A 22,595-nucleotide genomic window follows, 5' to 3' on the forward strand; every position below is an offset into this window, starting at 1 on the left:
GACTGAGTGACAACCCATCGGACCAAGCAGCACCCGCAGTGACCGGCCGGATGACCAATGATCAGGTCAGTGTCCTGGTCAACGGAGTCGACGTACCCGGTGCGGAAGTCGATACAGACCCGTTCCTGTACGGCATCGGCGCAGAACCAGCAGGCGGTGGCGTCGTTACCGCCGTGCTTCCACGCAACGAGCCCAAACTCATCCGGGTCCAGTTCACGCCCCGGAGCTAGCGGCCCTTGAGAAGGCGAGGCTACTGCAGGGCCGGGGTCCAGGGATCGCCCTGCGAGGTGCGGGACCCGTCAGCCGCGAATCATCTGATTCGCGCGCGACGTCGGTGAGCCAGATCGTACTCTCTGGGTCCCAGCCGGCGATGACCGTAGCCGCGTCTGTGTCGACCTGGAGCGCGCGGGTGGCGCCCCCTGAGGGAGCCCAGGCCAGAGAGGTGCGCGGCGTCCCACTCACCCGCCACCAGGAAGAGTTCAGAATCGCCGTGACCGATGCGGTCTGCCGGGACAAAACGGGTTTCCACTCCGCGTTGGACAAAGTCCTGGACAAGCACCTGAGAACCCGCATGCAGAAACTCGCCCTGCAGATCGAAAAGGTCAAAGAGATACGCCGTACGGCCGGCACGAACGCGGCTACACTGCGTGGTACTGCAACGAGATAGTGGGGCGCGGGCGCAGGGGCCGGCCGCCGCACCGGTCGGGTAGCCGGACGCAATGATTCCATGCGGTCTCCGACCGCTCCGAGTACGATCAAATACGAGGAAACAGCGCGAGAGGAGATCCGATGGATAGGTCGCCCGGGTCACCATATGCCAGCTGTCCTGGCCCTTCCAACATGGTGGCCGGAACGTTCGTTTTGGACGGTGCAACCCAGGCCATGCAGTGGTCTGACGAGATCTACAGCATCCACGGCTACCATCGCGGGGACGTCGTTCCGACCCTGGCCCTGGCTCTGGCGCACAAGCACCCTGACGACTTACCCCGGATCCAGGCCATCAACGGTGAACTTTTCGCCCATGGCGGGCACGTGGCCATCTATCATCGTCTGATTGATGCTCGCTCGCGGGAGCACACGGTACTCACAGCGGGGGAGGCGCTCCTGGACGACCAAGGAAGTCTGCTGTCAGTGACAGGGATCATGCTGGACCTTACCTCAACCATCCGCACCGAGACGGAACTGGCCGCCCGCGATGCCATCCGTGGGGCCCTGGGCACTCGTGTCACCATCGCTAAAGCCGAAGGCATTCTGATGGGGCGCCTCGGTATCAGTTCGACGGAAGCGTTCAGACTGCTGGCAACGTTCAGCAACAACAGGAACATCAAGCTTGCCGGTGTCGCGTGCGGGCTCGTGACGCTGGCCGATGATCCTGCGGACGGAAGCGCGGTGGGGGATTTCATCGAGGAGCTCATCACGGCCGGCCCGCATCCCCGGAGCACCTCTTATAAGACAGTTCCCGCTGCTCGGAGGATCCCGCCCGCGCTGGAAGGGCCCCGTCTAGACGTGGTGCAGGCACCAGGTTGCAACGCCCCAGATAACAAGATCTGACAGCGCCGCAACCCTTATGTCCGGGTACCAGGGGTTGTCCGCCTGAAGGATCACCCCGGACACCGTGATGCGAAGCCTCTTGACGGTGAGTTCGCCGTCGAGGACGGCAACGACGACGCACCCGTCGCGGGGTTCGAGCGCCCGGTTGACGATCAGTTCGTCGCCGTCGCTGATTCCCGCCCCCTCCATGGAGTCCCCGGACACCCGGACCACATAGGTGCTGGTGATGTCTTTGATGAGGTGCTCATTCAAGTCGATCCGGCCGTCAAAGTAATCCTGGGCGGGCGAGGGATAGCCGGCCGCAACCCGCACCGGCGAGATCAGAACCGACAGTAGAGAAGTGCCCGCATCCATCACGCGGGGTCCGATGATTACGCCCACGACACACCCTTATTCGAATATATGTTCGATGTCTCCAGTGTAGCCTCCCCTTCTTCGGAAGGGGGCCTGCCACTGTTCCTTACCGGCCTTGGGGGTCCCTGCCAGGGATCCCGAACCGGGTCCGGCGATGACGTCCGGGGCACCGGTGTTTTTCAGACGTCGCTCAGTCAGGTCCCGCGCGCTGACGTCGGCTCCCAGCCGATCGATCCTGGCAACCACGACGTCCGGTGACGCCAGTTCGGCGAGGGAGCCGACGTCGTCGATCTCGGCTCGCATGGCTGCCTCCACGTCGTATCCGGCGGGAAGGTATCCAAGCACCGGGCCGCCGAAGGCGGTGACCTGTTGCTCTGATAATCCAAAGGGGGTCCATCAGGCCCTGGGCTACGGACAGCGCGCCACTTCCGGGCAGGGTCCTGGTGAAAGCGGCCCTTGCCGGTTTCAGCTGGCGACGCCGCGGCAAAGTTAGCTTCATCACGTACCGGGCCGTCGACGAAATTCGGGGCGCGGCGGGCCCCATACTTGGATTGACCCCGGCGGCCAACTTCCCACCGCCAGGCATGAGGAGGGTCCGTGAAAACTCTAGGTATTGTCAAAAGCGTCGTCAGCAACGAGTACTTCCCCGCGGGTGCGGTCCTGGCCGGAGTAACCCTGTTTTGGGTCCTCGGGCTCTTCGGAGGGCTGTCCCTGCTGAGCGACCACCAGACGCTGCTGACCACTCTGGCGTGGCTGCTGTTCGTCTACGTGGCGGCGGTGCTGACGCCGCTCGCCGGACTGATCGCGGCAATGGACCTGTCCCGCCGTTGGCTGCGGAACCGGGCGTCGACCTCCGCTGGCGCGCCCGATACCGCGTCCAAGTAGCCCCGCGGGGCCCGCTATTCGAAGCGGGACGGGTCGCCCATGCCGCGCCGGACGATTTCCGCCGTGCCGCTGGAGTAATCGATCACCGTCGTCGGCTCGGAGCCGCAGTCTCCGGAGTCAATGACGGCGTCCACTACGTGCTCGAGCCGTTCCTTGATTTCCCATCCCTGCGTCAGGGGCTCGTCCTCGTCCGGCAGCAGGAGTGTGCTCGATAGCAGCGGCTCGCCTAATTCTGCCAGCAGTGCCTGGACCACCCGGTTGTCCGGGATACGCACGCCTACGGTCTTCTTCTTCGGATGCAGGAGACGCCGGGGGACTTCCTTGGTGGCGGGCAGGATGAACGTGTAGCTCCCGGGAGTGACAGCCTTGAGGGTGCGGAACACGTCGTTGTCGATCTGCACGAACTGTCCCAGCTGGGCGAAGTCCTTGCACACCAGCGTGAAGTGGTGTTTGTCGTTGAGATGGCGGATGGTTCGGATGCGGTCCAGGGCCTCCCGGTTGCCGATTTGGGCGCCGAGCGCATAGCAGGAGTCGGTGGGATAGGCGATCAGACCTCCGGACCGGACGATTTCCACCGCCTGGCTGATGGACCGCGCCTGCGGGTTTTCGGGGTGGACATCGAAGTATCTCGCCATGGGACGAGCTTACGCGCCCGACGCCGGCCCGGGCACGCCGACGTGCGGACTCGCCGCGAGCGCCACTGGTGCGGCCGTGGTCAGGGAAGTTCCGGCAGCCTTTGCGCTCCTAAGCCTCGCGGGTCGCGTTGCGTTACGCCGGTGTCGGTGCTAACCCTAGTGGGGGAAGACGATCAACTGACGCACCGCCATCAAAGAGGAGTAGCACATGACTTTGCCCCGCGACGAAGACAGCACACTGCGACACTGGAGTACCCGACTCATCCAGGCGCTGCAGATTCTTGATCTGGAAATGGACCACGAGAAAATCGTCCAGGTCGCGGACGAGTCGCTCAGGGCCGTCGGGCCCCATGCGGACGCCATCAGCGCCTTTATCGTTGGCTTCGCTGCGGGAACAGCATCGACCGACGGCAGGAAGAGCGTCGACGAGGCGGTCCACGCAGCATCAAACAAGGTCCTGGAGCTGTGTGAGCACGGCGAGGCTGGCGGGCCGGACGAAGAGGGCTGGAGCAAGCGCGCCCAGTAAACCGGCGCCAAAAAAGGGCTTGTCCCGCGGGGTGGTGAACCTCCCGCGGGACATGCCCTTTTATTGTTCCCGGGGTGGACGTCCAGGGGTTGGATCTACCGGCTGTTGCCGGCACAGGGCATGTCCTGCTGGGGGGGAGACCCCGCGGGACCCGCCCTGCGCCGGCGGGACTGCTACTGCGTCTTGGCCGGAGTGGAGACCGCGGCAACCGTGCCGGCCGGCGTCTGGTCCTCGCTGGGCTCAAGCCGCACGATGACGGCCTTGGAAACCGGAGTGTTGCTGCCTTCGGCCGTGTGGTTCAGTGGCACCAGCACGTTTGCTTCCGGGTAGTAGGCGGCCGCACAGCCACGGGAGGTCGGGTAGGAGACCACCCGGAACTTGCGAAGCACGCGCTCCGCGCCGTCCTGGTACTCGCCCCGGATGTCCACGAACATTCCGTCGGCCAGGGCAAGTTCCGTAATATCCTCCGGATTCACAAAGACCACATGCCGGCCCTTCTTGATGCCCCGGTAGCGGTCGTTGTGCCCGTAGATGGTGGTGTTGAACTGGTCGTGGGAGCGCATGGTCTGCAGAATCAGCGTGCCTGCGGGCCTCTCCACGTGTTCCAACTCGTTGACGGTCAGCACGGCCTTGCCGGTCGGGGTGGGGAAGGTGCGTGAATCCCGCGGCCCGTTCTCCAGGACGAAGCCGCCTTCATTCCGGATCCGTTCGTTGTAGTCCTCGCAACCACCGACGACCCGCGAGATGTGGTCCCGGATGGCGTCGTAGTTCTTCTCGAAGCCATCCCAGTCCGCGTTGATCTTGTTTCCCACCAGCGCCTTGCCGAGCCTGCTGACAATCACCGGCTCTGACAGCAGGTTGTGCGAAACCGGTTCCACGCTGCCCCATGAGGGGTGCACGGCGCACACGGTGTCCTCCACCGAAACGAACTGCGGCCCGGATTCCTGGATGTCGATCTCCGTGCGGCCCATGGTGGGCAGAATCAGCGCTTCGGCGCCCGTGACCGTGTGGGAGCGGTTGAGTTTCGTGGAAATCTGCACCGAGAGCTCAGTGCTTTCCATCGCGGCCTCGGTGGCGTTGGTGTCCGACATGGCGCCCACGAAGTTGCCGCCGAGCGCGACGAAAGCCTTGATCCCGCCGTCGCGCATCCTGTTGATCGTTTCGACGGCGTCTACGCCGTGTTCGCGGGGCGGCTCAAAGCCGAACTCCTCCCCAAGGGCCTCCATGAAGGACTGCGGCATCTGCTCCCAAATTCCCATGGTGCGGTCACCTTGGACGTTGCTGTGGCCGCGGATGGGGGAGGCGCCGGCGCCGGGCTTGCCGATGTTCCCGCGCAACAGGAGCAGGTTAATGATCTCCTTGATGGTCGCGACGCCCTTCTTCTGCTGCGTGATGCCCATGGCCCAGGTGATGATGACCTTTTCGGCCTTCAGGTAGCGCGCGGCAAGCTCATCGATGTCCTCGGTGCGCAGTCCCGTGGCGGTCAGGACTTCGGCGTCGTCTACCCGGCTGAGGTGCTCCGTGAGTTCCTCCAGCCCCTCACAGTGCTCGTCAAGGAAAGCCTGGTCCAGGACCGTGCCCGGGTTGCGCGCCTCGGCCTCAAGCACCCGCTTCGAGACTGCCTGCAGCAGCGCCATGTCCCCGCCAATGCGGATATGCAGGAACTGGTCTGCGATCTCCGTGCCGCGGCCCACAATGCCCCTGACCTTTTGCGGGTTCTTGTACCGGCGCAGCCCGGCCTCCGGCAACGGATTGACGGCCACGATTTCGCCGCCGTTCTCCTTGCACGCCTCCAGCTCGGTCAGCATGCGCGGGTGGTTCGTGCCCGGGTTTTGCCCCATGATGATGATCAGGTCCGCTTTGGCGTAGTCATCGAAACTGACGGTGGCCTTGCCGATGCCAATGGTCTGGCCCATCCCCCAGCCGGACGATTCGTGGCACATGTTGGAACAGTCGGGCAGGTTGTTGGTGCCATAGCCGCGCACCATGAGCTGGTAAAGGAAAGCTGCCTCGTTGGAGGTGCGTCCACTCGTGTAGAAGGCGGCTTCGTCCGGGGAGTCCAGGCTGTTGAGCTTGTCCGCGATGATACTGATCGCCTCCGGCCAGGACACCGGCTTGTAGTGGTCCTCGCCGGCCGGCTTGTAAACCGGCTCAGTGAGCCGGCCTTGCATTCCCAGCCAGTATTCAGTTTTGCTCCGCAGTTCGCTGACCGAATGCTCGGCCCAGAACTCGGAGCCGATCACCACCGGGGTGGCCTCCCAGGTGACGGCCTTGGCGCCGTTCTCACAAAACTCGAACGCCTTACGATGATGCGGGTCCGGCCACGCGCAGCTGGGGCAGTCGAAGCCGTCCTTCTGGTTCATCGCCAGCACGGTCTTGCGCGTTCGATTCACGCCCATGTGCTCAAGGGCGGGCTTCATGGAGTGCAACACGCCGGGAATGCCAGCCGCCCAGTTCTTGGGACCATCTCCGACAACGATGTCCTTTTCGTCGTTTTCCTCGACCTGGGGATTCTTGCGGGTCATGTGAACTTCCCTTCTACAACCGCCGCCTGCTCAGGCTGGCGCTTCTCTTCTACTAAGCACACTACCTTTCGGCCAGCGCCACGCCTATCAATGGGGCCGGAGCGCCGCGAGGGATCCGGCGTCGACGGCGGCGCCGCAGTTCCGTAGCATGTGCGGTACCGGGACCGCTTCAGTGTATGGACGGTGACCGCCCGGAACCGAGAGGGCCCTGCATGGCCGAGCAACAGGAATCATTGGCCGGTTTCACCGGGTCGACCTTCAGCCACGGGAACATCCACCACCAGGTCTTCCGGGCAGGTGCGGGACCGGCGGTGAACCTGATCCACGAGGTCCCGGGTATCCACCCGGGGGGTGCGGGACCCCCGGAAACAGAGGAGAAGTCATGAAATTAAAGACACTGGCGTGGACGTCCGCCGCTACTGCCGCGACGGCTGCGGCCGGCGGAGTGGCGACGGACCCGGAAAGCAGCTGGTACCGGACGTTGCGTAAACCGGACTGGCAGCCGCCCGCCATCGCGTTTCCGGTGGTCTGGACGGCGCTCTACGCGGATCTCGCCGTGAGTTCCGCCGTCGCGCTGGACAGCAACGAGGGCTCTGACACCCCCGCACACACAACGGCGGCGCAGGAACTGCGCGCCTACCGTGGCGCGCTGGCCGTGAACTTCGCCCTCAATGCCGCGTGGAGCTGGCTCTTCTGGCGCTCCCGCCGGCCGTGGCTGGCTGCCGCTGAGTGCGCTGTTCTGACGGCAAGCAGCGCGGACCTGGTCCGCCGAACCTACCGACTCAGCCCGGGAGCCGGCGTGTCCCTTGCTCCCTACGCGCTCTGGTGCGGCTTCGCGACGGCTCTGTCGACGGCGATCGCGCTGCTCAATCCCCAGGCCGCTGACCGGCGGTAAACCCGGATCAGTGCCCGGCCACGAGGGTGTCCCGGATCTCGCGGCGGAGGACCTTGCCGATCAATGACCGCGGAAGCGAATCGAGCACCACCACTTTGCGCGGCACCTTGTAGCCGGTCAGGTGCTTGCGGGCGAAGGCCAAAAGCGCCTCGGGCTCGATGGAGGCGCCCGGGACAGGCACGACGGCGGCGACGACGTCCTCGCCGCCCCCGGGCCGGGGGAGACCCACGACCGAGACTTCCGAAACGTCCGGATACGTGGCGAGCACGTCCTCCACCTCACTGGGCGAGACATTGAAGCCTCCGGTGATGATCAGTTCCTTGATCCGGTCGCGGATTGTCACGAAGTACTCGTCGTCCACCGAGACGATGTCGCCCGTGCGGAACCAGCCGCCGTCGAGCAGGGCTTCCTCGGTCTCCTCCGGCCGGTTCCAGTATCCAGTGAACACCTGCGGCCCGCGGATGAGGAGCTCGCCCTCCTCGCCCGGGGCGCGATCCAGCGCGACGTTCCGGGGATCGACCACCCGGATGTCGGTCAGCGGGAAGGGCACGCCCACGGTCCCGGGTTTGCGGCTGGGACCGAAAGGGTTGCCGATTGCGATCGGCGAGGTCTCAGTCAGTCCGTAGCCCTCGATCAGATAACCGCCGGTCGCTTTCTCCCACGTCTCCACCGTCGCCGTCGGCAAATTCATGGCGCCCGAGATCGAGAAACGGATGCTGTCCAGCCCGACGCCGCGTTCAGCGGCGGCGGCGGCGATCCGGTCATAGATCGGCGGCACAGCCGGCAGGAACGTCGCCGGGGACTTTTTCAGCGCCTTCATCACGAGGTCGACGTCGAACTTCGGAAAAAGGACCAGCTTCGCACCGATACTCAGGGCGAACGTCATGCAAAGGGTCAGGCCGTAAGCGTGGAACATCGGCAGCACGGCGTACACGGTTTCCCGGCCGTTCTTGAGCCCCGGCACCCAGGCCCGGCCCTGCGCCGCGTTGGCCTGCAGATTGGCGTGGCTGAGCATGGCTCCTTTGGGGAGCCCGGTGGTGCCGGAAGTGTATTGGAGGACGGCGAGGTCCTGGGCCGCGGGGCGCGGATGCTTCTTCCTTAGCTCACCGGCGTCGAGGAGACCCAACCAGGGCAGCACGGCCCGCACAGCCGGGGCGGGCCGGCCCTTCGGCTCGTGCCGGCCCACCGTCAGGGCGGCGCGGGCTTTGCGGGCCGCGCCCACCGGAAGCCGGAGTGCCAGCCGCTGCAGCAGGGGCATGGCCGGAATCAGTTCCACGGAGACGATACTCCGGAGCCCGACGTCGGCCGGCAGTTGGCGGACCTTCTCCACAGCCTTGTCCCAGACGATCGCGACGACGGCGCCGTGGTCCTCGAACTGGTGGCGCAGTTCCCGGTCCGTGTACAGCGGGTTGTGCTCGACCACCACGGCGCCGAGGCGCAGCACCGCATGGAAAGCAACGATGTGTTGCGGACAGTTCGGCAGCACCAGGGCGACCCTGTCACCGGCCTTGACGCCCAGTTTCTCCAGTCCCGCAGCCACGCGGCTGATCAGCGCGCCCAACTCGCGGTAGCTCGTGCGGGCGCCGAAGAACTCCAGCGCAGTCTTGGACCCGTACCGCCGCACCGAGTCGTCCACGAGGTCCACGAGCGACCCCGTTGGAAGCACCAGGCCGGCCGGAACCCCCGGACTGTAAGAACCAGTCCACGGACGGTCGCCGGTGGACTGACCGGCCCGCTGCGCCGGGCTGCTGCGCGCCGCACGTGAGGGTTTGTGCTTCATGATCAATCCTTGCCACTGGTATCCGCCGGGTGCGCCCGGGAGGGTGTCGCCGGGCCAAGGAGCCCGCCGGGAAAAGCCTACCGGTGCCCCGGCCGGCGTGCGTGCGGACAGGCACCCACCGGCCCGCAGGACCCGGCTGGAAAATTGCGGCGGGGCAACGATTTGACTTTTACGAGGGTTTAACGGCCCGGCGACGACGTTCTCTGATAGCGTGCCCGATATCCCGGCAGGCTCATCCGGATAAATACTCTCTCCGGCCCGCAGCCTGCCACCACTATGGAGGAAAAATGCACAAATGGACACCGCTCTTTGGGGGGTGCGCGGTGGGCCTCATAGCCTTGGCCGCTTGTAGTCCGCCGGCGCCCAGCCTGCCGACTTCGTCGGAGTCGTCGGAGCCGTCGGAGTCGTCGCAGCCGTCGCAGCCGTCGGCCCCGACGGCAGCCTCGAGTGCAGCGGCTGTTTCCAGTACAGCACCGCAACCGACGACCCCTGCGCCCGCAACCGGGGTGCCTGCGCCTTCGGCGCTCGCCTCCGACGCTCTCAGCGAGGTCACATGCAGTCCGGACGCTGCAGGCTCGTGGTCCTTCTCGGGAACGCTGAGCAACCAGGGTTCCACCGACGTCACCTACACAGTGGCGGTGGCCGTGGGCTCGACCAGCAGCCCTGCCGGCCACGCGTTGATAGAACGACGAGTAACGGCCGGCGCGTCGGTGACGGTCCGGGCCGATAACTTCGCGTCCGGTGCACCGGCCGGAGCTACCTGCGAGGCGGTGGTTTCCAAATGAAGCCGCTGTTCAAAACCTCCCGGAACTCCGCAGCCGCTATTGTCGCCCTGTCATCGCTGCTGATGGCCGGTCTGGCGGTTCCCGCCCAAGCGACGACAGCCACGCCGACGCCCGTCCCGTCCGCACCGCCAAGCCGGATGGTCGCGCCATCACCTTCGGCCACGCCCTCAGCCAGCGCGAATCCCACCGCTCCGGCGCCGGCTGCCCCGGCCACGGCAACCCCGACTGCTTCCGCACCGACGACGCCGGACGCTACCCCGGCGCCAACGCAAAGCGGGACCGCGCCGGCGCCGGTGACGTCCGCGCCCGCCGCCAGGGGCGGCAGCGAAGATGCTGTCCCTGTTCCTTTCGGTGCCATCGGCGCTAAATGGCGGGAACTCGGCGGCGCCGCAGGTCCGCTGGGAGAACCCACCGCCAACGAAAAGTGCGACCCGGCCGGACTCTGCGTTGAACCTTTCACCTCGGGCGAGATTTACTACACCCCGGCAACGGGCGCCAAAGCCGTCCTGTTTGCCGCCGGAAAGACCGGACCCCAATGGAAGTCCAAGGGCGGGATTGCCGCCTTCGGGTATCCCATCGCCGACGAGAAATGTGTCGCGGATGGCTGCGTTCAACGGTTTTCCCGGGGTACGGACCTCACCTGGTCAGCAGCCGGCGGTCATCAGCAGGTCTGGACCCGTGGGGCCATTGGCGCCGCGGTCTACCAGGTGTACGGCGGATACGCCGGCACGGGGTATCCCACCTCGGCGGAAACCTGCACGCTCAAGGACCAAGGCTGCGCCCAGAATTTTGGGCAGCTCAAGATCATGTGGTCGGCGAAAACCGGTGCGTTCGGGGTCTGGGCCCCCGGAGCGATCGGCGGGCTGTACAAAGACGCAGACGCCGAGCGTGGAAAGCTGGGTTTCCCCACGTCCAAGGAAACCTGCGGCCTCAAAGCGAAGGGCTGCTACCAGAATTACCAAGGCGGAGCGATCGTGTGGTCGCCCGCAAGCGGAGCCCACATCAGCCAGGGCGCCATGCGTCGTGACTGGGCAAGCCGCGGGTACGAGAACGGCGGCCTTGGCTATCCCACAACCGAGGAAGTGTGCGGCCTTCCCGGGTCCGGTTGCCGTCAGGAGTATCAGGGCGGAACCATCTTCTGGTCCCAGGCCACCGGGGCCCGGTCGGTCAACGGTGCCATCAAGGGACGCTACCAGGATCAAGGTGGCGTCACCGGCTATCTTGGGTACCCGATCGAAAACGAGATTTGCAGCCAACCCAGGGGCGGCTGCTACCAGTGGTTCCAGGGCGGGGTGATCTTCTGGTCCCCGGCGACAGGCGCCCAGCCTGTCCGCGGCGGAATGAAAACCAAGTACGAGTCCATGGGATGGCACCTGAGTTATCTCGGCTACCCGGCAGCACCCGAAGTGTGCACCGGCGGCGAGTGCGCGCAGGCGTTCCAGGGCGGTTACATCACCTGGACACCGACGACGTCCAGGGACTACGGCCGTTCGGAGTGCTCGAACCTCAACGAGGGGGGCGTCAAGTACACTGCCGGCGGCGCCAAGCATGTGCTGCTGACCTACGCCGCGGACTACGGGCAGTCATATGCCGCCGTCGTTTACTGCAAGCGGGTCGCCGGAACCTACGTGGTTGACTGGAGGACCGACGGACGGGTTGGCGCCAGTGGCTTCAAGCCGCCGGGAGTTCCCTCCGGACCGACACGCTACAATTTCTCACCCACTGGCTCCTACTCGGTGACTGAGGCATTCGGACTCGGCAATCCGGGGACGGCACTTCCTTATAAGCTGCTGAACCCCAACTCGCGCTGGGGCGGCAACCCGTGGACGGCCACTTACAACAAGTACTTTGAATCCACGTCCTGGGTGGGTTGGGACGAGAACATGTGGTACTTCGCCACAGGCCGGTCCCACGACTACCGCCAAGGGGCCGTGCTCAACTACAACCGGCCGCCGGATTCGGAAATTGTGCAGGACGCCGGTTTCGCCATCTTCCTTCACGAGCACAAAGTTCCCACCGCTGGATGCATTTCGCTGGACGACTGGGCGGTAGAGGATTACCTCCGGAAATCTGTTCCGGGAGACAGGATCATCATGGGAGTGGCCCGGGATATCTTCCGGTAACCAGCACCTGGCGACCCTGCCTGCTAAGCAACGAACCGCCGGTGGTTTCGGAGTCCTTCCGAAGCCTCCGGCGGTTCTGCGTGGGCAGGCCGGTCAGCACCTCCGCCCTTTCCGACGACGGCCGGTGGTGACCTTTGGCCCTAGGTCCCGCCGCGGTACGGGCGGAAGCTGAGTGCATCGCCCGTACCGGCCAACGGCGCCGTTCGCGTCGCTGCATGCCATTCCAGGTGCGTCATGCGGGATCGGAAGCACCATGGAAGACCATCAGCCCACCCTCCGTTTCCTCGGCGCCACGGACACCGTTACCGGCTCGAGGTATCTGGTCGAGGCGGGCGGTGAACGCATACTCGTGGACTGCGGGTTGTTCCAGGGCTACAAACGCAGCAGGGAACGGAACCGAGTGCCCTTCCCGGTCCGGCCGTCCTCCATTGACGCAGTGGTCCTGACCCACGCGCACCTGGACCACACCGGCTACATCCCGGCCCTCGTTCGGGACGGATTTACGGGGCCGGTGATTGCCACTGACGGCACCACGGACCTCTGCAAGCTGCTCCTGCCCGATAGCGGCTACCTGCAGGAGGAGGAGGCCCGCTACGCCACCCACACGGGGTCAAGCAGCCATCACCCGGCGCTTCCGCTGTACACGGCTGCCGACGCCGTAACTTCGCTCAACAGCTTTCAGGCCCTCGACTTCGACGTTCCCCGCGACCTCGGCGGAGGGATGGAATTGACGTTTGTTCCCGCCGGCCACATCCTGGGCGCTGCCCAGGTCCACGTCCGGATCGGTGCGCTCGCGGTGCACTTCACTGGCGACCTGGGCCGGGTGGATGACCCGCTGATGAACCCGCCCCGGCCCCTGGGCAGCACCGATGTCCTGGTGACGGAGTCGACGTACGGGAACCGGAAACACTCCGCGGCGGATCCCGAAGGGCAACTGGGGGACATTATCAACCGGGTCGCGAAGCGCAACGGTGTGGTGTTGTTCGCGGCGTTCGCCGTCGGCCGCGCCGAGACCCTGATGCTGCACCTTTCCCGTCTCCGCAGCAAGAATCTGATTCCCGATATCCCGGTCTACCTCAACAGCCCGATGGCCATCGACGCCTCCGGAATGTACCAGCGGCACCCCGAGGAGCACCGCCTCAACGCGCAGGAATACCTGAACATGTACAAGGTGGCGAAGCTGACCCGCACCGTCGACGAATCCAAACTGCTGAACCTCCGCGGGGGGCCGATGATCATCATCTCAGCCAGTGGCATGCTGACCGGAGGAAGAATCCTCCACCACCTCGCCGCCTATGGCCCCGATCCGAAAAACGCCGTGATCCTCAGCGGTTACCAGGCCGGCGGCACCCGCGGTGCGATGCTGGCGGCCGGCGAACGCGCAGTGCGTGTCTACGGCGAGGACATCAAGATCCGGGCCGAGGTGGTCCAAATGGAAAACCTGTCGGCGCACGCAGACGGCGACGGGCTGATGGCGTGGATGAAAGCCGCGGAGAGAGCACCCAGGATGACGTACATCACCCACGGCGAACCGGACGCCTCGGACGCCCTCCGCCTGCGGATCAAGCGCGAGCTGGGCTGGCGCACCCGCGTCCCCGAACACCTCGAAACGGTCTCCATCGCGGAGCCCCGGTGACCTCCGGCGTCGGGAAAGCCCCGGTACTGGCGGAAATCCACTCGCTGGCCCGTCCGCTGAAGACCGACCGGGACCTCGACGGGCTGGTCCGGCGTGCCCGGGACTGCCGGTTTGTTGCCGTCGGTGAGGCTTCCCACGGCACTCACGAGTTCTACACGTGGCGGGACACCTTCAGCAGGCGCCTCATCGAAGAGGACGGGTACAACTGGATCGGAGTCGAGGGGGACTGGCCCGACTGCTGGCGGATCAACCGCTGGGTGCGGGGCGAGACCGGGCAGGACAAGGGTGTCCACGCCCTGCTGGCCGGCTTTGAACGCTGGCCTACCTGGATGTGGGCAAATGAGGAAGTGGCGGCGTTCCTGGACTGGCTCCGCACGTGGAACCGCCGCCGTCCAACCAGCAGGCGGGTCGGTTTCTACGGCCTCGACGTGTACTCGCTGTGGGATTCGCTGCGCGCGATCATCGGCTGGCTCCAGGAGAATCCTCCCGACGCCGTTGCCGATGCCATGCGTGCCTGGCAGTGCTTCCTGCCCCACCAACAGGACCCGCACAAGTACGCCTGGAACACCCGGCTGGTCCCAGCGTCCTGCGAAGCCGATGTGATTGCGCTCCTCACCGAAATCCGCAGCCGCGCGTCCGGTCCGGACCGTCAGGACGAGGCAGCGTTCGACGCCGTGCAGAACGCCGAGGTGGCAGCCAACGCCGAACACTACTACCGGATCATGGTCCGCGGGGACCGCCAGTCCTGGAACGTCCGCGACCACCACATGGCCGACACCATCGACCGGCTCAGCCGGCACCTGGGTCCCGGTTCAAAGGGCATCGTCTGGGAGCACAACACCCATGTGGGCGATGCCCGCGCCACGGACATGGCCCAGGACGGACTCATCAACGTGGGGCAGTTGCTGCGCGAACGGCACGCCGCGGAAGGCGTGATGTTGGTGGGCCTGGCCGGCCACCGGGGCCGCGTCCTGGCGGCGGATGCCTGGGGCAGCGCGGAGCGGATCATGCCGGTTCCGCCAGCGCGGCCGGGCAGCCACGAGGATCTCCTGCACCAGGCACTGGGGGTGCCGTCAGTACTGGAATTCGGGGAGGACAGATCGGGCCCGTGGCTTTCCAACTGGCGTGGCCACCGTGCGATCGGAGTGGTCTACCATCCGGAGCGGGAGTCAGGGAACTACGTTCCAACCCGGATCGGCGGGCGCTACGACGCGCTGATCTGGCTGGAGAGCACCCATGCCCTGCGGCCGGTGCACCATGAAGGACCTCCGCGGGAACCGGAATTCGAGACGGAACCGACCGGCTACTGAGCCGCCGCCTGGTCCGGCCGGCCGGCAGCATGGAACCGGCAAGAACCGAACGGCGCTGAGGGTGACGAATTCATTAGGCCCCCACGCGCCCCAGTCGGCGGCTTGGAATTCCAGATGCGCCGCCCGGCGGACGGCAGGTTCCTCGGAGGCCGCCAACCACGCGATGACGGCCGGCAAAGCATTCCGCTGCATGGTTTGACGCTACGCAGGGGACCCGTGGGGAGTGGAGGACTTAAGCCCCTAACCGGTGGGGCTGGGCCCGGTGCACACTGAGGTGCCGGCGGATGCCTGGGCTGCCCCCGGAGAGTGCCAGGCACAACAGACCGCGCCATGGAAAGAGCAGGGTTCAAAATGAGTAAACCAATCGTCGTCGGTATCAACGAGTCACCCGGAAGTGAGGCCGCACTCGCGTGGGCCCTGGAGCGGGCGGCCCGCCAGAAGCTCCCGGTCACGGTCATCCACGCCGTGGATGACCGCTGGATGTCCCCGGACTTCCAATACCACGAACTCATCAGGCAATCCGGCATGGAGCTTCTCCAAAAGGCGCAAGCCAGCGCCAGCGAGCAGACGCCCGGCGTGAAGGTGGACATTCAACTCCGTCACGGCAGCGGCGGCTCGGTCCTTCGGGAGGTCTCCAAGGAAGCCGCCATGGTGGTCGTCGGTGAGCACGACAAGCACTGGATGGACGGCGGGCCCATGACCGACCGTGCGCTGCAGATCGTATCGGCTTCGGAAATCCCTGCAGCGGTGATCCCGCTGAACCGCGGCGCCGGCGGCCACGGCGTTGTGGTGGGTGTGGACGGTTCCGAAGAGTCCCTGCAGGCTGTCGAGCTCGCCGCGGCCGAAGCGGACCGGGGAGGGGATGAGCTGACGGTCATCCTTGCGTTCCGCAGGCCGGCCCGTTGGCTCGAAAGCCAGCTGCCGGACAGCAGCCTCGCCGAGACCATCCTCGAAGAAGACCGGGTGGTCCTTGCAGAATCCGTTGCCGGGCTGGGCGATAAGTACCCGGATCTGGTGGTCCACCAGCGCCTGGAGTCCGACGCCGATCCCGCCAAGGCCCTCGTCGAGGCTGCCCGGACTGCCCGGCTTCTGGTGATCGGCAGCCGCGGGCGCGGTGGCTTCTCCCGGATGCTGCTGGGCTCCACAGCCCACGCCGTCCTGCTCAGCTTGCCCTGCCCTACCATCGTCACCCGGGTGCACAAGGTCAAGCACGGGGGCTGACCGGAGCAGCAACGCTCCCCGCTGACTAGCCCCTCCAGGGAGGGGCTTTTCAGCGGGTAACCCTTGAGCCCGCCCGGGCCGGATGGGAGGATGATCCAGTGGAGCACCTCTTCGAATTTGCCGGCCACTTCTGGTGGCTCATCTTTCCGCTAAGCGGTCTGTTCGGCGGCTGGGCGCGCTCCTGGTCCAAAGCCAGTGAACGCCGGCACCGGCGCAAAGTGGAGCTTTACACCCTCCGAAACCAGGCAGCGGCAGTGGACCGGGTGACCCGGGCCGAGGTCGTGCAGCTCATGGCGGCCCACGACGACGTGAACCGGCGGTGGCTCGACTACGAACTGGACGCGGGAAAGCTCATCGACTTTCCGGTCATGACCGATGTCCGCGAACCCTTGACCGTGGCTTTCCTGCGGGCGAAGCGCACCGCTGACGCGATGCGGCCGGGTGCCCCGGAGAACATCACGACGGTGGCTCGGCTGGCGGAGTACCGCGAGGCTGTAAATGCCTTCGAACTCGCCTTTGACGTTGCTGAGCGGGAAGCCCGACGGATCAAGGACGGGAAGTTCAGCGGCCCGGAGCGGGAGCGCCTGGCGACCGCCCGGAAGCTGCTGAGGATAGCCTCCGATGCCGCCGCCACCCCGGCGGAGCGGCAAACCGCTTATAAACGGGCGCGCCGCGAACTGGACGGGCTGATCGTGTTGCCCGACGCCACCCTCGCCGCCTTGGAGGGGAAAACCGCAGGGATGATCGACGCCGGACGGGTACCGGACCTCCATCAGGGCTGACGGGAGCCGGCGCCCGGCCCCGCAGCGCTGCGGGTTTATCGGTCGTTTTGCCCTGCCCCCTTTCCACCGTACGATTTAAGCCGTCAAGCTACTTTGCTGAACGCTGCGCGTCCTCCCGGTAACTCTGGATGACTATTGCGGCGACGGGGAATGAAACTGCTGACCGTCGACTCTGCAGATTGGGCAACAGGTGGAAATCACCATCATGGTGGCGCTGGTAATTATGCTGGCGCTCTTCTTTGACTTCACCAACGGATTTCATGACACGGCCAATGCGATGGCCACGCCCATCGCCACCGGCGCCATCAAACCCAAAACGGCAGTAGCCCTCGCGGCGGTGCTGAACCTGGTGGGGGCCTTCCTGTCCACGGAAGTGGCGAGGACCGTATCCGGTGGAATCATCAAAGAAGGCTCCGACGGGATCCAGATCACTCCGGACATCATCTTCGCCGGGTTGATGGGCGCCATCCTGTGGAACATGATCACATGGCTGAAGGGCCTCCCGTCGAGTTCCTCGCATGCGCTCTTCGGCGGCCTGATCGGTGCGGCCATCGCCGGCATCGGGATCCATTCGATCAACTTTGAAAGCCTGATGCAGAAGGTGATCCTCCCCGCCGTCTTCGCGCCCATCATCGCGGGCGGCGTCGCGTACCTGTGCACCAAACTGGCTTACGGGCTCACGGCCCGGCATGATCCGGAGACCGGCAGCAAGCTCAGGCAAAAGCGCGGCGGCTTCCGGAATGGCCAGATTTTCACCTCCAGCCTCGTTGCCCTGGCGCACGGCACCAACGACGCCCAGAAGACCATGGGCATCATCACCCTGGTGCTGATCGCCGCCGGCACGCAACAGCCTGGTTCCGGTCCGCAGCTTTGGGTGATCGCCTCCTGCGCCCTCGCCATTGCGATCGGCACGTATTCCGGCGGCTGGCGGATCATCCGCACCATGGGATCCGGGCTCACCGACGTCAAACCCGCCCAGGGCTTCGCCGCTGAAAGCAGCACGGCGTCCGCCATCCTGGCGTCCTCGCACTTAGGTTTTGCGCTGTCCACCACCCAGGTGGCCTCCGGGTCCGTCATCGGTTCGGGGCTGGGCCGCCGCGGCACCACCGTCCGCTGGGGCACAGCCGGAAAGATTGCCCTGGGCTGGCTGTTCACCCTGCCGGCTGCCGGCCTTGTGGGCGCCCTGACCGCCGTCCTGGTGAAAACCGGCGTCGTGGGCATCGTGATTGCCGCCGTGGCGGGCACCGGTGCGGTGCTGTACATGTTCCTGCACTCGAAGAAGTCGCATATCGGCCACCACAACGCCGTTGAGGTCGAGGAAGCCGGCGCGGCCGTGCGCTTCCGCAAGAAGAAGGCGCTAGCCGTCAGCCGCGCCAACAACAAGCCGGAGGACGAACTGTAATGAAGTGGCTGGAACTGGTCCAGGTGGCAGGCGCTACCCTCATCTCGGCGGTGACCGTGGTGGTGCTGTACTCCCTCGGGGTGCGCCTCACCGCCATCGCCGGTGACGTGAGTGAGAGGAAGCCGGCCTGGGTCCGGCCGCTCGCCGTCGTGTGTTTCGGCCTGTGCGGGCTGGCCGTGCTGTTTGGGCTCTATTTGATCATTCCCTACTTCAGCAAGTAGTGCGGGGGATGGGCACCCGCGCCGGAATTAGTTAGGCTGTGCCCATGGCCGGCTTCCAGTATTTCGTCGCGTCCTCGCTGGACGGCTTTCTCGCCACCGCCGATGACGGACTGGAGTGGCTGCTGCAGTTCGACGGGTTTGCCGGCGGCAGGGAAAGCTACGACGCTTTTCTGGCCGATGTCGGATGCATCGTGATGGGCGGCGACACGTACGCCTGGCTCCAGAAGCATGAACCGGACACCTGGCCGTATCCCGCGACGCCCTGCTGGGTGTTCACGCACCACGAACTCTCGGCACCCCGGGGCGCCAACGTGACCTTCGTCCGCGGTCCTGTCGCCGAATTCGTCGAGGACCTTCGAACCGACGCGCGGGGCCGGAACGTATGGATCGTCGGCGGCGGAATCCTGGCGGCCCAGTTCGCCGACGCCGGTGCGCTCGACGAGATCATCATCTCAATCATTCCCGTGGTTCTCGGCCACGGCAAAGCGGTGCTGCCCCTGTCAAGCCCCACGCCGCCCTTGGAACTGCTGTCCTCGCACACCATGGGGCGGGGCATCATTGAGCTGCGCTACCGGTTGGGCAGCGGCCCGGCCTAGGCCCGCACGCGGCGGCTACTGTCCCGTGTCCCGGATCAGGTTGGTGATGCGCGCCGTGGACAGCCGCCGCCCTTGCTCGTCCGTCATGACGATCTCGTGCGTGGTGAGGGTGCGGCCAAGGTGGATAGCGGTGCATGTACCGGTCACGGTGCCCGAGGTGACGGCCCGGTGATGGGTCGCACTGACGTCGATACCCAGCGCCTGGCGCATGGGACCGGCGTGCATGCCGGCGGCAAACGACCCGAGCGTCTCGGCGAGCACTACGTGGGCTCCGCCATGGAGGATTCCCGCCACCTGCGTATTGCCTTCCACGGGCATGGTCGCCACGGTGCGCTGGGGGCTCATCTCCAGGAAATGGATTCCCATCTTCACCACCAGCGCTCCCACGCCGAACTGGCCAAGCCAGTCGTGCATGTCCTCGGGAATCCCGGCAGCTGCGAGTTCGGCCGCGTAAGGGCCCGGCGTGAAATTGTCCGTCATGGGAACTAGGCTGGCACCTGTGAGCGAAACTACCAAACCGGCCCCTTCCCCTCTTTCAACAGACACCGCGGACGGTTTTCTTCCGGATCCCGGGACCGGGGCAGTAGGTTCCTCTGCTCCCACCCGGACATCCCGTACGGCGCCGGCGCCGGTTTCCGCCACCGCAGCACCGGTTGTTCCGCTGAGTGACCAGCCCCGCCTGTTGGTCCTGGACGGTCACTCGATGGCGTTCCGGGCGTTCTTCGCCCTCCCCGCGGACAAGTTTTCCACCGCCTCAGGACAGCACACCAACGCGATCCACGGGTTTACCTCCATGCTCATCAACCTGATTAAGGAGCAGAAACCCACCCACGTCGCAGTCGCTTTTGACGTCTCCGACGACACTACGCACCGTAAGGCCGAATACAGCGAGTACAAGGGCGGACGCAACGAGACTCCCCGGGAAATGAGCGGCCAGATAGACCTGATCGACAAGGTCATGGGCGCGTGGGGCATCAAGACCATCAAAATGCCCGGCTACGAAGCTGATGACATCCTCGCGACCCTCGCCGCCATGGGTGAAGAGGCCGGCTTCGAGGTGCTGCTGGTCTCAGGCGACCGGGACGCATTCCAGCTGATTACAGACAACGTTTTTGTGCTGTATCCCCGTAAAGGGGTCAGTGACATTCCCAGGATGGACGCTACGGCGATCCTGGATAAGTACTTCGTCAGCCCTGCCCAATACTCGGATCTCGCAGCTTTGGTCGGGGAGTCCGCGGACAATCTTCCCGGCGTTCCCGGTGTCGGACCCAAAACGGCGGCCAAATGGATCAACCTTTACGGCGGTCTGGAGGGGGTCCTGGAAAACCTCGACGCCATCGGAGGCAAGGTGGGGGACTCGCTGCGGGAAAACGTGGACGAGGTCAAGCGCAACCGCCGCCTTAACCGGCTGCACACCGACCTCAACCTCCCGGTGACCCTGTCCGAACTTGCGGAACCGCGGCCGGACCAGGCCGCGCTTGAGGAACTGTTCGACGAGCTCGAGTTCAAGACCATCCGCACCCGGCTGTTTGCCCTCTACGGCAGTGAGGTGACCGAGGCGGAGCGGGAAAGCCTTGAGACCCCGGATTTCGTGACTCCCCGGGACGCTGCCGAACTGACCGCGTTCCTTGCATCCGGAACAGGCCAGCGCGCAGCCGTCGCCGTTGACCTGGTCCCCGGCCGGATCGTTGAGGACGCCGCCGCCATCGCCATCGTTCACGGCCACGGGGCGGCATACATCGACCTCGCGGGCCAGGACGCCGCCGCCGAAAACGTTTTAGCCGGCTGGCTCCGCGATGCCGGTGCGGCCAAGGTGCTGCACGGTTACAAGGCGGCCCTCAAAGCCCTTTCCAGCCGCGGCCTGGGCCTGCAAGGCGTGGTGGACGACACCTCGATCTCCGGATATCTCATCCAACCCGACCGCCGCAGCTATGAACTCGCCGAGCTGGCCCAGCACCACCTCAACATCAGCATTTCAACCGAAGTCGCCAAGGCCGGACAGCTGGAGCTGGCGTTCGACGGCGTTGATGCCGCCGCGGCCGGTGAACTGGTCCAGGTGGCTGCCGTGGTCCAGGCGCTGAGCCGGTTCTTCGAGACAGAACTGGCCGAACGCAAGGCCCAGGAGCTGTTGACCACCCTTGAGTTGCCCGTCAGCCGCGTTCTTGCTGACATGGAACTCACCGGCATCGCCATCGACATGCCGCGGATGGACGAACAACTGGCGGATCTCGCCAAGGTGATCGACAACGCCCAGGAGCTTGCCTTCGCCGCGATCGGCCATGAGGTCAATCTTGGCTCACCCAAGCAGCTGCAGACGGTGCTCTTCGAAGAGTTGGGGCTGCCGAAGACCAAGAAAATCAAGTCCGGCTACACCACCGACGCGGCGTCCCTCAAGAACCTGCTGGAAAAAACCGGGCATGAATTCCTGGTGCAACTCATGGCGCACCGTGAATCCGCGAAATTGCGGCAGATGCTGGAGTCGCTGAAGAAGTCCGTGACGGACGACGGCCGGATCCACACCACGTACGCGCAAAACGTGGCAGCCACCGGCCGGATCTCCTCGAATAACCCCAATCTCCAGAACATCCCCATCCGCAGCGAGGAAGGCCGGCGCGTCCGGGGCATCTTTGTGGTCAGCGACGGTTATGAGTGCCTGCTGTCCGCAGACTACTCGCAGATCGAGATGCGCATCATGGCCCACCTCTCCGGAGACGCAGGCCTGATCCAGGCCTACAAGGACGGTGAGGACCTGCACCGCTTTGTGGGCTCGAACATCTTCCACGTCCCCACGGACCAGGTGACCAGTGCGATGCGTTCGAAGGTCAAGGCCATGTCCTACGGCCTTGCCTACGGCTTGACGTCGTTCGGGCTGTCCAAGCAGCTGGAGATCTCCGTCGACGAGGCGCGGACGCTGATGAAGGACTACTTCGACCGGTTTGGTGCCGTGCGCGACTACCTCCGGGGCGTTGTGGACCAGGCCAGGATCGACGGCTATACCGCCACCATCGAAGGCCGCCGCCGCTACCTCCCGGACCTCACCAGCACTGACCGCCAGCTGCGCGAGAATGCGGAACGCATTGCCCTGAACTCGCCCATCCAGGGCTCGGCCGCTGACATCATTAAGCGGGCCATGCTTGGTGTCTCCGGGGCTTTGGCTGACCAGGGCCTGAAATCCCGGATGCTGCTGCAGGTCCATGACGAACTCGTCCTCGAGGTGGCGCAGGGCGAGCGCGAGGCAGTTGAGAAGCTGGTGACCGAGCAGATGGGCTCGGCCGCCAGCCTGACCGTTCCGCTGGACGTGCAGATCGGCATCGGCACCAGCTGGTACGAGGCCGGGCACTAACGCCCGAGGGCCGGCACGGCAAGGC

General features: G+C 65.4%; 23 protein-coding genes. 16 read left to right on the forward strand and 7 right to left on the reverse strand.

Going from position 1 to position 22,595, the window contains the following annotated elements:
• Positions 1-50: 50 nt before the first annotated feature.
• The 3 genes from RCH15_RS05755 to RCH15_RS05765 all read left to right on the forward strand — a co-directional run bounded on the left by RCH15_RS05755 (position 51) and on the right by RCH15_RS05765 (position 1,551).
• Positions 51-230, forward strand: a complete 180-nt coding sequence (locus tag RCH15_RS05755; protein WP_326958943.1) for a hypothetical protein — start codon at positions 51-53, stop codon at positions 228-230.
• Between the two features lie 179 nt (positions 231-409).
• Positions 410-667, forward strand: a complete 258-nt coding sequence (locus tag RCH15_RS05760; protein ID WP_326958945.1) for a hypothetical protein — start codon at positions 410-412, stop codon at positions 665-667.
• Between the two features lie 173 nt (positions 668-840).
• Positions 841-1,551, forward strand: a complete 711-nt coding sequence (locus RCH15_RS05765; RefSeq protein WP_326958947.1) for a PAS and ANTAR domain-containing protein — start codon at positions 841-843, stop codon at positions 1,549-1,551.
• Here the strand turns inward: RCH15_RS05765 and RCH15_RS05770 are convergent.
• On the reverse strand, positions 1,501-1,932 hold the full coding sequence (locus tag RCH15_RS05770; RefSeq protein ID WP_326958949.1) for a LexA family protein: 432 nt from the start codon (positions 1,930-1,932) through the stop codon (positions 1,501-1,503). The genes RCH15_RS05765 and RCH15_RS05770 overlap by 51 nt on opposite strands.
• Positions 1,933-1,941: 9 nt before the next feature.
• A complete protein-coding gene (locus tag RCH15_RS05775; RefSeq protein ID WP_326958951.1) occupies positions 1,942-2,208 on the reverse strand; it encodes a hypothetical protein in 267 nt (88 codons plus the stop codon).
• 294 nt (positions 2,209-2,502) lie between these two features.
• On the opposite strand from RCH15_RS05775, the gene RCH15_RS05780 reads away from it, so the two are divergent.
• Complete coding sequence (locus tag RCH15_RS05780) at positions 2,503-2,790, forward strand: hypothetical protein (RefSeq protein ID WP_326958953.1); 288 nt, start codon at positions 2,503-2,505, stop codon at positions 2,788-2,790.
• A 14-nt stretch (positions 2,791-2,804) separates the two neighbouring features.
• Here RCH15_RS05780 and RCH15_RS05785 read toward each other — a convergent pair whose 3' ends face one another.
• On the reverse strand, positions 2,805-3,425 hold the full coding sequence (locus RCH15_RS05785; protein ID WP_326958955.1) for an L-threonylcarbamoyladenylate synthase: 621 nt from the start codon (positions 3,423-3,425) through the stop codon (positions 2,805-2,807).
• 208 nt (positions 3,426-3,633) lie between these two features.
• On the opposite strand from RCH15_RS05785, the gene RCH15_RS05790 reads away from it, so the two are divergent.
• Entirely contained in the window at positions 3,634-3,951 is a 318-nt protein-coding gene (locus RCH15_RS05790; protein ID WP_326958957.1) for a DUF6457 domain-containing protein, read from the forward strand.
• A gap of 173 nt (positions 3,952-4,124) precedes the next feature.
• Here RCH15_RS05790 and RCH15_RS05795 read toward each other — a convergent pair whose 3' ends face one another.
• Positions 4,125-6,476 (reverse strand): FdhF/YdeP family oxidoreductase, encoded by a 2,352-nt coding sequence (locus tag RCH15_RS05795; RefSeq protein WP_326958959.1) that lies wholly within the window; start codon positions 6,474-6,476, stop codon positions 4,125-4,127.
• 212 nt (positions 6,477-6,688) lie between these two features.
• On the opposite strand from RCH15_RS05795, the gene RCH15_RS05800 reads away from it, so the two are divergent.
• Together RCH15_RS05800 and RCH15_RS05805 are read left to right on the forward strand one after the other, a co-directional pair.
• Entirely contained in the window at positions 6,689-6,862 is a 174-nt protein-coding gene (locus RCH15_RS05800; protein WP_326958961.1) for a hypothetical protein, read from the forward strand.
• Positions 6,859-7,371 (forward strand): TspO/MBR family protein, encoded by a 513-nt coding sequence (locus RCH15_RS05805; RefSeq protein WP_326958963.1) that lies wholly within the window; start codon positions 6,859-6,861, stop codon positions 7,369-7,371. Before RCH15_RS05800 ends, RCH15_RS05805 begins: the two co-directional genes overlap by 4 nt.
• Before the next feature lie 7 nt (positions 7,372-7,378).
• Here the strand turns inward: RCH15_RS05805 and RCH15_RS05810 are convergent, their stop codons facing one another.
• Both RCH15_RS05810 and RCH15_RS05815 read right to left on the reverse strand, forming a co-directional pair.
• Positions 7,379-9,151, reverse strand: coding sequence for a long-chain-fatty-acid--CoA ligase (locus tag RCH15_RS05810; RefSeq protein WP_326958965.1), 1,773 nt, complete (start codon positions 9,149-9,151; stop codon positions 7,379-7,381).
• A 274-nt stretch (positions 9,152-9,425) separates the two neighbouring features.
• On the reverse strand, positions 9,426-9,767 hold the full coding sequence (locus RCH15_RS05815; protein ID WP_326958967.1) for a hypothetical protein: 342 nt from the start codon (positions 9,765-9,767) through the stop codon (positions 9,426-9,428).
• Positions 9,768-9,932: 165 nt separating this feature from the next.
• Between RCH15_RS05815 and RCH15_RS05820 the strand changes: the two genes are divergently transcribed.
• The 8 genes from RCH15_RS05820 (at position 9,933) to RCH15_RS05855 (ending at position 19,227) form a co-directional block, all read left to right on the forward strand.
• Positions 9,933-12,059, forward strand: a complete 2,127-nt coding sequence (locus RCH15_RS05820) for a hypothetical protein (RefSeq protein WP_326958969.1) — start codon at positions 9,933-9,935, stop codon at positions 12,057-12,059.
• Between the two features lie 253 nt (positions 12,060-12,312).
• Complete coding sequence (locus RCH15_RS05825; RefSeq protein ID WP_326958971.1) at positions 12,313-13,695, forward strand: MBL fold metallo-hydrolase; 1,383 nt, start codon at positions 12,313-12,315, stop codon at positions 13,693-13,695.
• Positions 13,692-15,005 carry an erythromycin esterase family protein gene (locus RCH15_RS05830; protein WP_326958973.1) on the forward strand — a complete coding sequence of 438 codons (1,314 nt, stop codon included), beginning with the start codon at positions 13,692-13,694 and terminating at the stop codon, positions 15,003-15,005. Before RCH15_RS05825 ends, RCH15_RS05830 begins: the two co-directional genes overlap by 4 nt.
• Positions 15,006-15,356: 351 nt before the next feature.
• Positions 15,357-16,226, forward strand: coding sequence for a universal stress protein (locus tag RCH15_RS05835; protein ID WP_326958975.1), 870 nt, complete (start codon positions 15,357-15,359; stop codon positions 16,224-16,226).
• A 98-nt stretch (positions 16,227-16,324) separates the two neighbouring features.
• A complete protein-coding gene (locus RCH15_RS05840) occupies positions 16,325-17,008 on the forward strand; it encodes a hypothetical protein (protein WP_326958976.1) in 684 nt (227 codons plus the stop codon).
• Between the two features lie 190 nt (positions 17,009-17,198).
• Positions 17,199-18,410, forward strand: a complete 1,212-nt coding sequence (locus tag RCH15_RS05845) for an inorganic phosphate transporter (protein WP_326958978.1) — start codon at positions 17,199-17,201, stop codon at positions 18,408-18,410.
• Positions 18,410-18,631 carry a hypothetical protein gene (locus RCH15_RS05850; RefSeq protein WP_326958980.1) on the forward strand — a complete coding sequence of 74 codons (222 nt, stop codon included), beginning with the start codon at positions 18,410-18,412 and terminating at the stop codon, positions 18,629-18,631. The genes RCH15_RS05845 and RCH15_RS05850 overlap by 1 nt, the downstream gene beginning before the upstream one ends.
• A 44-nt stretch (positions 18,632-18,675) precedes the next feature.
• The gene (locus RCH15_RS05855; RefSeq protein WP_326958982.1) at positions 18,676-19,227 is read left to right on the forward strand and encodes a dihydrofolate reductase family protein; all 552 of its coding nucleotides are present in this window, start codon (positions 18,676-18,678) and stop codon (positions 19,225-19,227) included.
• A gap of 15 nt (positions 19,228-19,242) precedes the next feature.
• Here the strand turns inward: RCH15_RS05855 and RCH15_RS05860 are convergent, their stop codons facing one another.
• Complete coding sequence (locus RCH15_RS05860) at positions 19,243-19,707, reverse strand: hotdog fold thioesterase (protein ID WP_326958983.1); 465 nt, start codon at positions 19,705-19,707, stop codon at positions 19,243-19,245.
• Between RCH15_RS05860 and polA the strand changes: the two genes are divergently transcribed.
• Positions 19,706-22,570 carry a DNA polymerase I gene (gene polA, locus RCH15_RS05865; RefSeq protein ID WP_326958985.1) on the forward strand — a complete coding sequence of 955 codons (2,865 nt, stop codon included), beginning with the start codon at positions 19,706-19,708 and terminating at the stop codon, positions 22,568-22,570. The genes RCH15_RS05860 and polA overlap by 2 nt on opposite strands.
• The last annotated feature ends 25 nt before the right edge of the window (positions 22,571-22,595 follow it).

It is taken from the genome of Arthrobacter sp. MP_M4 (genome assembly GCF_035984855.1).
In the GTDB taxonomy this organism is placed as follows: domain Bacteria; phylum Actinomycetota; class Actinomycetes; order Actinomycetales; family Micrococcaceae; genus Arthrobacter.

What these genes read in the sequence shown, in the direction of transcription:
- RCH15_RS05805 (WP_326958963.1), top strand. Translation starts at nt 6,859, where the DNA reads ATGAAATTAAAGACACTGGCGTGGACGTCCGCCGCTACTGCCGCGACG.
- polA (WP_326958985.1), top strand. Translation starts at nt 19,706, where the DNA reads ATGGGAACTAGGCTGGCACCTGTGAGCGAAACTACCAAACCGGCCCCT.
- RCH15_RS05860 (WP_326958983.1), bottom strand. Translation starts at nt 19,707, where the DNA reads ATGACGGACAATTTCACGCCGGGCCCTTACGCGGCCGAACTCGCAGCT.
- RCH15_RS05795 (WP_326958959.1), bottom strand. Translation starts at nt 6,476, where the DNA reads ATGACCCGCAAGAATCCCCAGGTCGAGGAAAACGACGAAAAGGACATC.
- RCH15_RS05775 (WP_326958951.1), bottom strand. Translation starts at nt 2,208, where the DNA reads ATGCGAGCCGAGATCGACGACGTCGGCTCCCTCGCCGAACTGGCGTCA.
- RCH15_RS05810 (WP_326958965.1), bottom strand. Translation starts at nt 9,151, where the DNA reads ATGAAGCACAAACCCTCACGTGCGGCGCGCAGCAGCCCGGCGCAGCGG.
- RCH15_RS05785 (WP_326958955.1), bottom strand. Translation starts at nt 3,425, where the DNA reads ATGGCGAGATACTTCGATGTCCACCCCGAAAACCCGCAGGCGCGGTCC.
- RCH15_RS05755 (WP_326958943.1), top strand. Translation starts at nt 51, where the DNA reads ATGACCAATGATCAGGTCAGTGTCCTGGTCAACGGAGTCGACGTACCC.
- RCH15_RS05790 (WP_326958957.1), top strand. Translation starts at nt 3,634, where the DNA reads ATGACTTTGCCCCGCGACGAAGACAGCACACTGCGACACTGGAGTACC.
- RCH15_RS05800 (WP_326958961.1), top strand. Translation starts at nt 6,689, where the DNA reads ATGGCCGAGCAACAGGAATCATTGGCCGGTTTCACCGGGTCGACCTTC.
- RCH15_RS05820 (WP_326958969.1), top strand. Translation starts at nt 9,933, where the DNA reads ATGAAGCCGCTGTTCAAAACCTCCCGGAACTCCGCAGCCGCTATTGTC.
- RCH15_RS05835 (WP_326958975.1), top strand. Translation starts at nt 15,357, where the DNA reads ATGAGTAAACCAATCGTCGTCGGTATCAACGAGTCACCCGGAAGTGAG.
- RCH15_RS05825 (WP_326958971.1), top strand. Translation starts at nt 12,313, where the DNA reads ATGGAAGACCATCAGCCCACCCTCCGTTTCCTCGGCGCCACGGACACC.
- RCH15_RS05855 (WP_326958982.1), top strand. Translation starts at nt 18,676, where the DNA reads ATGGCCGGCTTCCAGTATTTCGTCGCGTCCTCGCTGGACGGCTTTCTC.
- RCH15_RS05765 (WP_326958947.1), top strand. Translation starts at nt 841, where the DNA reads ATGGTGGCCGGAACGTTCGTTTTGGACGGTGCAACCCAGGCCATGCAG.
- RCH15_RS05850 (WP_326958980.1), top strand. Translation starts at nt 18,410, where the DNA reads ATGAAGTGGCTGGAACTGGTCCAGGTGGCAGGCGCTACCCTCATCTCG.